General features: G+C 75.4%; 7 protein-coding genes. 4 read left to right on the forward strand and 3 right to left on the reverse strand.

The features are described 5' to 3' along the window. Window positions 1-127 precede the first annotated feature (127 nt). The gene (locus tag ACIPLC_RS19055; protein WP_400474161.1) at window positions 128-1585 is read right to left on the reverse strand and encodes a SufS family cysteine desulfurase; all 1458 of its coding nucleotides are present in this window, start codon (window positions 1583-1585) and stop codon (window positions 128-130) included. Beyond that, window positions 1572-2990: a family 2B encapsulin nanocompartment shell protein gene (locus ACIPLC_RS19060; protein WP_363622870.1), complete on the reverse strand. Its 1419-nt coding sequence runs from the start codon at window positions 2988-2990 to the stop codon at window positions 1572-1574. The genes ACIPLC_RS19055 and ACIPLC_RS19060 overlap by 14 nt, the downstream gene beginning before the upstream one ends. A 449-nt stretch (window positions 2991-3439) precedes the next feature. Between ACIPLC_RS19060 and ACIPLC_RS19065 the strand changes: the two genes are divergently transcribed. From ACIPLC_RS19065 to ACIPLC_RS19075, 3 genes are all read left to right on the forward strand, one after another. After that, entirely contained in the window at window positions 3440-4102 is a 663-nt protein-coding gene (locus ACIPLC_RS19065) for a pyridoxamine 5'-phosphate oxidase family protein (RefSeq protein ID WP_363622872.1), read from the forward strand. Between the two features lie 223 nt (window positions 4103-4325). Continuing rightward, on the forward strand, window positions 4326-4493 hold the full coding sequence (locus ACIPLC_RS19070) for an SflA family class IV lanthipeptide (RefSeq protein ID WP_363622874.1): 168 nt from the start codon (window positions 4326-4328) through the stop codon (window positions 4491-4493). Window positions 4494-4531: 38 nt separating this feature from the next. Further along, window positions 4532-7231, forward strand: a complete 2700-nt coding sequence (locus ACIPLC_RS19075) for a lanthionine synthetase LanC family protein (protein WP_400474162.1) — start codon at window positions 4532-4534, stop codon at window positions 7229-7231. 92 nt (window positions 7232-7323) lie between these two features. On the opposite strand, the gene ACIPLC_RS19080 is transcribed toward ACIPLC_RS19075, so the two are convergent. Continuing rightward, entirely contained in the window at window positions 7324-8166 is an 843-nt protein-coding gene (locus ACIPLC_RS19080; RefSeq protein WP_400474163.1) for an alpha/beta fold hydrolase, read from the reverse strand. 93 nt (window positions 8167-8259) lie between these two features. Between ACIPLC_RS19080 and ACIPLC_RS19085 the strand changes: the two genes are divergently transcribed. Beyond that, the gene (locus ACIPLC_RS19085) at window positions 8260-8820 is read left to right on the forward strand and encodes a helix-turn-helix domain-containing protein (protein ID WP_400474164.1); all 561 of its coding nucleotides are present in this window, start codon (window positions 8260-8262) and stop codon (window positions 8818-8820) included. Window positions 8821-8938 lie beyond the last annotated feature (118 nt).

The following is an 8938-nucleotide window of genomic DNA, read 5'->3' on the forward strand; positions in this document are numbered from 1 at the left end:
GCCCCCCCCCGGCGGGGGGGGCGGGGGGCCCGGGGGGGGGCCGGCGCCGGCGCCCCCGGCGCGCGCGCGGGCGGGGGGGGGGGGGCCCCCCCTCGCGGCCCCCCCCCCCCCCCGCCGCCGCCCCGGCCTACCCCGCCGAGGTCGCCTGGACGCCCTGGATGGCGGACACCAGGGCGTCGATGTCCTGCACGGTGTTGTACAGGGCCAGCGAGGCCCGCACCGCGCTCTGAAGACCGAACGCGGCGAGCGCCGGCTGCGCGCAGTGGTGCCCGGCGCGCACCGCGATGCCCTGCTGGTCGAGCGCCCCGGCCAGGGCCATCGGGTCGGTGCCGGCGAGCAGGAAGGTCAGCACCCCGATCTTCCCCGGCGCGTCGCCGATCAGGCGCAGCCCGGGGACGGTCGCCAGCGCGCCCGTGGCGTACGCGGTGAGCTGCTCCTCGTACGCGGTGGCGGCCGGGCGGTTCAGCCCGGCCAGGTACCGCAGGGCCGCCCGCAGGCCGGCCACCCCGCCGATGTGGCCGGTGCCCGCCTCCAGCCGGTGCGGCACGGGCGCGTAGGAGGTCTCCTCGAAGCCCACCGAGTCGATCATGTTGCCGCCGCCCTGCCACGGGGGCATGGCCTCCAGCAGTTCGCGCTTGCCGAAGAGCACGCCGATGCCGGTCGGGGCGAAGATCTTGTGCCCAGAGAAGGCGTAGAAGTCGGCGTCCAGCGCGGTGACGTCCACCGGGAAGTGGCTCACCGCCTGTGCGCCGTCCACCAGGACCTTGGCGCCGTACCGGTGCGCCAGCGCGGTCATCTCGGCCACCGGCGGGACCGTCCCCAGCACGTTCGAGGCGTGGGTGAGCGCGACGAGCTTCGTCCGCGACCCGAGCAGGTCCCGGTAGGCGTCCTGGTCGAGCTGCCCGTCGGGGAGCAGCGGGATCGGCCGGATCCGGGCCCGGCGCTCCTTGGCGATCAGCTGCCAGGGCACCAGGTTGGAGTGGTGCTCGGCCGCCGAGACCAGGATCTCGTCGCCCACGCCGAGGTTGGCGCGGCCCCAGGACTGTGCCACCAGGTTGACGGCCTCGGTGGTGCCCCGGACGAAGACGATCTCGCCGGCGTCCTGGGTGCCGAGCAGCTTGGCGGCCTCCTCGCGGCCCTCCTCGTAGACCTGGGTCGCCTGCTTGGCGAGGGTGTGTGCACCGCGGTGGACGTTGGAGGTGCCCATCGAGTAGTGCTCGGCGACCGCCTCGGCCACCTGGCGCGGCTTGAGGGTGGTGGCCCCGTTGTCGAGCCAGACCAGCGGGTGGCCGTTCACCTTCCGGTGCAGCTGGGGGAAGTCCCGCCGGACGGCCTCGACGTCGAACCCGCCCGGCGGTGCGGAGGGCGGGGTGGCGGGGTCGGCCCGGGCCGCCCGGGCCGCCTGGTCCGGCTGCTGCGGCAGCCAGTACCGCGGACCGCCCGCCGCGTGGGCGAGCGCTGCGGGCAGCGGGACCGGGCCGGGTACCAGGCCGCTTCCCGGGCCCGTCGAGGAGCCGGTGTCGAGCGGCGGTCGGCCCATTCCGGTGACCCCGGTGCCGCGCCCGAATCCGTCAGGAGTAGTCATGGTAGTTCGACACCTCGACGTTCTGGAGCACCGCGATGGCGTCGTCCACCAGCGCGGCGGCCGAGAAGTAGCTGGTGACCAGGTACGAGGTGATGGCCTGCCGGTCCACGCCCATCGCCCGCACCGAGAGGCCCGGCTCCACCTCGTCCGGGACCTTCGACGGGCGCAGGCCCACCACGCCCTGACGGTCCTCGCCGACCCGCATCAGCAGGATGTTCGTGGTGCCGGGCGCCGAGGTGGCCGAGCCCTTGAGGTCGAGCTTGTCGGAGGGCAGCAGCGGGACGCCGCGCCAGGTCAGGAACGGACTGCCGAAGAGTTCCACGATCTGCGGCGGCACCCCGCGCCGGGTGCACTCGCGCCCGAACGCGGCGATCGCCCGCGGGTGGGCGAGGAAGAACGCCGGCTGCTTCCAGACCCGGGCCAGCAGCTCGTCCATGTCGTCCGGGGTCGGCGCGCCCTTGCGGGTGCGCACGCGCTGGTTGGGCGCGACGCTGTTGAGCAGCCCGTACTCGGGGTGGTTGAGCATCTCCCACTCCTGGCGCTCGCGCAGCGCCTCGGTGGTCAGCCGCAGTTGGGCCTGGACCTGGTCGATCGAGGAGTTGTAGACGTCCGCGACCCGGGTGTGCACCTTGAGGACGGTTTGCGCGATGCTCAACTCGTACTCGCGGGGGGCCTCCTCGTAGTCCACGAAGGTCTCCGGCAGGTACGGCTCGCCGGAGTGGCCCGAGGTGAGGTCGATCGGGTGCTCGCGGTCGGCGGGCTCCCGGCGGTCGTTGCCGAAGGCGTCCAGCTGAGCGCGCAACGACGGCTCACGGTCGGCGAGTTCGAGGAGCATCCGGCGGTCGAGGGAGAGCACGGTACACGCGCTGACCGCCTTGACCCGGTAGGGCATCGGGGTGCCGTCGACCCAGGCGGTGGCGTCGAAGAAGTCGCCGTCGCCGAGGACGGCGATCAGGGCGTCCGAACCGTACTCCCCGGTGGCGCGCTGCTCGGCTCGCCCGAACGCGATGAGGTGCAGCTGCTCGGCGGGGGCACCGGCGTCGACGATCAGCTCGCCGGGCGCCACCTCGCGCTCGACGAAGCCGTTGGCGAGGGCGGTGAGCAGCGGGCTGTCCACCTGGCTGAGGAAGGGCAGCTCGCGCAGGTCCTCGGCGATCACCCGGGAGGCGCCGTCGCCGTTGACGTAGGTGCTGATCTGCCCGTCGCCGAGGATGAAGCCCCGGCGGCGGTTGACCCGGTAGACCCCGGCCTCCAGGTCCACCCAGGGCAGGGCGCGCAGCAGGTAGCGGGGGGTGATCCCGAGCATCTGCGGTGCGGTCTTGGTGGTGGTGGCCAGGTTCCGGGCGGCTGAGGTGCTGAGACTCTGCCTGCTCTGCTGACTCTGCTGGACGGTCTCGGTCGTCATGGCTGGCCCCTGTTCTGGTCGGGAGAACTGAGTTGGCGTCAAGTTCGTTGCGGAGGCGGGGATTCGGCCTCGGCCGACCCGCCGCGATGATTGTTCCGGCCGCACCGAGGGGGCGTGAGCGTGTTCGATGAGGGGCCGTGAGGACCGGTGCACACCATCGGGTGGGTACCGTCGCCAAACTCACCCGATCGTATGAATTTATCTATAAGCAGATGTGAGATGTTCGAAAGTTGATCTTGGAGCTGGCCCGGGTCGGGGCCCGTGTCCTCGGCCCGCCACCGGTCCCGGCCCGCGTCGAACATCCCGGCCGGGGCCGACACGCACGGCGCCCCGCCGTTCCTCGACTTGGCGCACGCCGGGCGCTTGGATGGATCCGGCCTGGTCACCGCCCGGACACGACCCCGGGACACGACCCCGGGCACCCGCCGGCAAGCCGAGGAGCCACCACCGTGAACGACACCCCTGACGCCGTCGACCGGGCCGAACCCGCCGCCGTGGCCGGCCGGATCGCCGAGCGGCGCGAACAACTCGGCCTCAGCGAGGACGACCTCGCCCACCAGGCGGCCATGGCCCCCCGCTACCTCCACTACCTGCTCGAAGCCGGACCGGCCTTCGACCCCGGCGGCTTCGTCCGGATCGCCGCCGCACTCGGCCTCAGCCGCGGCGAACTGCTCGAAGGCCGCGCCGACGCCCCGCCCGGCCAGGGCGGCCCCGGCCCGCACCCGCGGCTGCTCGGCCTCACCGAACCCGAGTGCTGGGAGCTGATCGGCACCCACGGCGTCGGCCGCATCGCCCTGCCGCTCCAGCCGGGCCCGGTCGTCGTCCCCGTCAACTACGTCGTCGACGACGCCGCCATCGCCTACCGCACCACCGGGCGCGGCGCCCCGGCCGAGGGCACCGCGCTCTCCTTCCAGATCGACCACATCGACGAATACCTCGGCCGGGGCTGGAGCGTCCTCCTCCTCGGCACCGCCCACCACGTGCACGACCCCGCCGCCCTGCACCACCTGGCCGGCCTCCCCGGCGCCATCCCCTGGGCCGGCGGCGACCGGACCTGCTGGATCCGGATCAGCCCGGACGAGATCACCGGCCGCCGCCTGGTGAGCGACTGAACGGTCCGTTCCGGTCGGCGGGAATCGCGGTGCTGAGCGGCCGAGTTGGCGGTGTCGTACCCCTGTCGCGGACCGGTCGGCGTGGCTAGCATGAGGCGCCAACCGCAAGGAACACCGGCCCAGGCCCCCTCTTGCGGGTCACGTCGGATCAGCGTGCCCAGGTGTCCCGCGCGCCCGGCGTGACCCGAGAGAGCAGGTCCAACCCCCAAGGGAGGAACCACCCATGAGCGCAGTGGTGACCGAGATCCGCGACGCAGGCCTGCTGGACATCGACGAGGATGCCATCGTCTTCGAGGACGAGCACGACGCGGACCTCACCCCGGTCGCGTGTCTCGCCGACCCGTGGGTCACCTACGTTCCGACGCGCTTCGACTGCGCCGTGGACTGCTGACCCGTACCGAGGAAGCGGACCGGGGGAGGGGCGGAGCGATGACCACACCACCCGACCCCGGCTCCGCCGAGGCACTGCGGCGCCGGGTCGCCGACCTGGCGGCCGCCGCGCCCGGCCCGCGCCGCCCGCTGCACACCGACGGGCAGTGGTGGTACCTCCAGGACCCGCGGATGCCGGCGCGCGCCCACGGCTGGAAGCTCCACCTGTCCGCCCGGCAGGGCCAACTCCCGCAGCTGCTGGACGCGGTGGTCCCGATCCTGCTGCGCCGCACCTGCGACGCGAAGTTCGCGGCGGGCGCGGCCGTGCTGCGGGAGCTCAACAGCGGGCTGCGCGGCCCCGCGGCCATCGGCAAGGCGGTCACGGTCTACCCGGACGAGGCGGACCTCGTCGTGCTGGGAACGGAGTTGGCCCGGGCGCTGGCCGGCTGGGCCGGGCCCCGGGTGGTGAGCGACCGCCGGCTCCGACCGGACGCGCCGGTGTACTACCGCTACGGACTGTTCCGGGTCACGGACGACGACGCCGATTACGGCATGACCGGACCGGACGGGTCGCTCTTCCCCGGCCTGGCCGAAGCCCGCTACCGCCAACCACCCTGGGCGAGCGACCCGTTCACGCCCCTCGCGGCCGCCGCCCGGCCGCCGACCACCCGGGTCGGCGAGGGCCGGTACCGGATCACCGCCGGGATCACCCGCTCGCCGAACGGCCACGTCTACCGCGCGGTCGAACTCGCCACCGGGCGCGAGGTGGTGGTCAAACAGGCCCGCGCCCACGTCGCCGAGGACGGCGCGGGCACCGACGCGCGCGGCCGGCTCCGGCACGAGCGCCGGGTGCTCACCGCCCTGGCCGGGGTGCCCGGGGTGCCGCCGCTGGTCGACTACTTCCGGCACGGGCCCGACGAGTACCTGGTCAGCGGCGCGTGCGGGCCGCGCGACCTGCGACGCGACGTCCTCGCCGCCGGCCCGTACGACCCCCGGCCGGGTACCGGCGGGCGCGACTGGTGGGAACTGGCGCGCGGACTGCTGCGCATCCTGGACGCGGTGCACGCGCGCGGCGTGGTGGTCTGCGACCTGAAACCCGCGAACGTGGTGCTCGACGCCGCCGGGCGCTGCTCGCTGGTCGATTTCGGCGTCAGCGCCCTCGACGGCGCCCGCCCGCCCGGGGCCACGGCGGGCTACGGGCTGCCCGGCGCCACCGGGACCGACCCCGCCGAGGACTACTACGCGCTGGGCACCACGCTGCACCACGCCCTCACCGGCCTCGACCCGGTGGTGATCGACCCCGATCCGGCGACCAACCGCGACCGCACCCTGGCCTGCCTGCGCGCGGCCCTCCCGGGGCCCGTCCCGGCGGGGTCCGATTCGCCGGCGCCTGTCTCGCCGTGGCCCGTCCCGGCGGCGCCTGTCTCGCCGTGGCCCGTCTCGCCGTGGCCCGTCCCGCCGGGTCCCGTTTCGCCGGAGCCAGGGCATCCGGCGGTGGCCCTGGTCGCGGGCCTGATGAGCCTGGACCGGGCACGGCGCGCGGCCGCCGCGTCCAGCCTGCGGGACGGGAGGCCGCTCGGCCGGCCCCCGGTCCGGCGATCGGCCGGGCCGCGGCGGGCGCCGCTGGACGAGGTCCTCGACCACACCGTCGGCACCTGCGTGCGGATGGCCCGCGAACTGGTCGCCACCGACCCGCGCGCCGGCGAGCCCCGCACCCTGCTGTCGCTCTACGACGGTGCCGCCGGCCTCGGTCTCGAACTGCTGGAGCACGCGGACCGCCCCGACGCCCGGGCCGCCGCCACCGCCCTGGCCGTCTGGACGGCCGCCCACCCGGCCCTCGACCGCCTCGACGGCTCGCTCTACCAGGGCCGGACCGGCGTCGACCTGTTCCTCGCGCGGGCCGCCGCCGCCCTCGGCACGCAGCCGCTCGGTACGGAGCCCCTCGGTCGGGAGCCCCTCGGCACCGGGCAACTCGGCACGGAGCCGCCACACCACCGCCGCCACGCGCCAGCCGGGGCCGACCAGATCGCCGGGGTGGCCGGCACCGGCACCGGCCACCTGCTGCTCGCCGCCCTCGGCCGGGACACCGACCGGCACCTCGCGGCGGCCGCCGCGTGCGCCACGGCACTGACCGCCCGCCCCCTCGACGAACCCGGCGAGGCGCCCAACCCCGGCACCGCCGCCCTCGCCGAGGGCTTCGCGCACGGCCGCGCGGGCATCGCCCACTTCCTCCTCGCCCGGCCGGACGAGGCGTCCCGCCGGACGGCCCGCCGCATCGTCGACGGACTCGCCGCCGACCTGCCCCGCCTCAGCGCGGCCGCCCTGCGACCCGGGGCCACCCGCCGCTACCTCTCCTGGTGCCGGGGCCTGGCCGGCCTCGGCACCGTCCTCGTCCAGGCCGGGATCCAGTACGGCGACGACGCCCTCCTCGCCCTGGCCGCCGACGCGGCCGACACCTGCCGGGCCCTCGCCCCGCGCACCGCGTTGGTGGTCCGCTGCTGCGGCCTGGCCGGAGTCGGGGACCTCCTCGTGGACCTCGCCACGGCCACCGGCGACCCCCGTCACTGGCACGCGGCGGAGCACCTGGCCGCCCTGCTCCTCACCCGCGCCGGCGGCCCGGCGGGCCGCCCGGTCTTCCCCGGCGGCGACCCGACCGTCGAGTCCCGCGCCTGGGCGGTCGGGACACCCGGCGTGCTGACCTTCCTGCGTCGGGTGTCCCGCCGCGGCGGCCCGGTGCCCGGCCTGCTGCCGTCGGCCTGAACCGGTCGAGGTGGGCTATCCGGTCGGGCGGGTCGGTCTCGAAGCCCGCCGACGTCATGCGGCCGGTCGACCGACGTCCGCCGGCCCACCGCTCAGGTGCGGTCGAGGAGTTCGCGGATCCGGGCGGCGACCAGGTCGGGCCGCTCGCCCTGGATGAAGTGGCCGGCGTCGACGGTCTCGTAGCGGCCGTCGGGGAGGGTGTCGGTCCAGCGGCGCTGGTGCTCCTGGAGGGCGGGGTGGGTGCGTTCGCCGCCTCGGTGGGGGCGGTCGGCGGACAGCAGGACGGTCGGGCAGACGGGGGGTGCCGGGGGTTCGGCGCGCAGCCGGGGGACGGCGGCCGCGACGGCGCGGAACTCGCGGCGGGTCTGGGCGAGGCCGGCCGGGACGAAGTCCTCGGCGAGCATGGTCTCGTAGGTGTCGGTGGGGAAGGCCCGGCGGGCGGTGCCGCTGAGCAGCCGGGCCACCAGGCGGCTGCGGACCAGGGGTTGGCCGATGGCGAGCGTCCGGTCGACGCGGCGGGCGATCTGGTCGATGGTGTCGAAGGCGGGCGCGGTCTCCGGTGTGGTGTCGACCATCAGGATGCCGCGCAGCCGGGGTGCGAGGCGCTGGTACGCGAGGCGGGCGACCAGGCCGCCCATGCTGTGGGCGACCAGGACGAACCGGTCGGGGGCGACGGCCTCGGCCAGGGCGACCAGGTCGGCCGCCAGGTCGTCGAGGTCGAGCGGGGCGTCGGTGCGGGCGCTGCGGCCGAAGCCCGCGCGGTCGTAGGCGACCAGCCGGGCACGGTCCGCGAGCAGCGGCAGGACCGGGTCCCAGGAGACGCGGCCGAGGCCCTGGCCCGACTCGAAGAGCACGACGTCCGTGCCGTGTCCGGATTCCTCGACATAGAGCGATCGCCCGTTGACGGTGATGGCCCGCCCGTTCGTCTGGCGCATGGTGCTTCCCCCCTGGGAACCGGCACCCGGGTCGTCTCCCGGGCGCACTGTTTTCATCTTTGATAATGATAGCGACTGTGAAATCGTGGGGCAATGGACCTGGACGCGGTAGACCTCCTCCTTCACCCGGTGCGCCTGCGCGTGGTGCACGCTCTCGCCGGCGGGCAGGTGCTCACCACCTCGCAGCTGTGCGAGCGGCTGTCCGGCGTGTCGAAGGTGACGGTGTACCGGCACGTCGCGCTGCTCGCCGAGGCCGGCTTCCTGGAGGTCGCCGAGGAGCGCCGGGTGCGCGGCGCCGTCGAGCGGTACTACCGGCTGCGCGAGGACCGCCCGGTCGTGGACGCCGCCGCGGCCGCCACGATGACGCGGGAGGACCACCGCCGGGGCTTCGCCGCCGCGATGGCCGTCCTGATCGCCGAGTTCAACGCCTACCTCGACCGCGAGGACGCCGACCCGGCCGCCCAGGGAGTGGCCTACCGGCAGGGCACGTTCTGGCTCGACCCGGCGGAACTCGCCGAGTTCAGCGGCGAGTTGCGTGCCGTCCTGGCGCCTCGGCTGGCGAACGGCCCGGGGCCGGGCCGGGAGCCGTACCTGCTCAGCCCGATCCTCTTCCCCGCCGCGCCGCCGGTGGGGGACGGGCCTCCGGCGGAGTAACACGAAACGGCGGCGGGGCCGGCCAGCGCCACCGCGGTGGGGGGGCCCCCCCGGGGGGGGGGGGGCGGGGCCCCGCCCCGCCGCAAGTGCCACCCCCCCCGGATCAGGCTCAGCCCGC

It is taken from the genome of Kitasatospora sp. NPDC086801 (assembly GCF_044745805.1).
Lineage (GTDB): Bacteria > Actinomycetota > Actinomycetes > Streptomycetales > Streptomycetaceae > Kitasatospora.

Excerpts from the sequence above, each read along its gene's own strand:
- ACIPLC_RS19055 (WP_400474161.1), bottom strand. The coding sequence starts at position 1,585 with ATGACTACTCCTGACGGATTCGGGCGCGGCACCGGGGTCACCGGAATG.
- ACIPLC_RS19060 (WP_363622870.1), bottom strand. The coding sequence starts at position 2,990 with ATGACGACCGAGACCGTCCAGCAGAGTCAGCAGAGCAGGCAGAGTCTC.
- ACIPLC_RS19070 (WP_363622874.1), top strand. The coding sequence starts at position 4,326 with ATGAGCGCAGTGGTGACCGAGATCCGCGACGCAGGCCTGCTGGACATC.
- ACIPLC_RS19075 (WP_400474162.1), top strand. The coding sequence starts at position 4,532 with ATGACCACACCACCCGACCCCGGCTCCGCCGAGGCACTGCGGCGCCGG.
- ACIPLC_RS19080 (WP_400474163.1), bottom strand. The coding sequence starts at position 8,166 with ATGCGCCAGACGAACGGGCGGGCCATCACCGTCAACGGGCGATCGCTC.
- ACIPLC_RS19085 (WP_400474164.1), top strand. The coding sequence starts at position 8,260 with ATGGACCTGGACGCGGTAGACCTCCTCCTTCACCCGGTGCGCCTGCGC.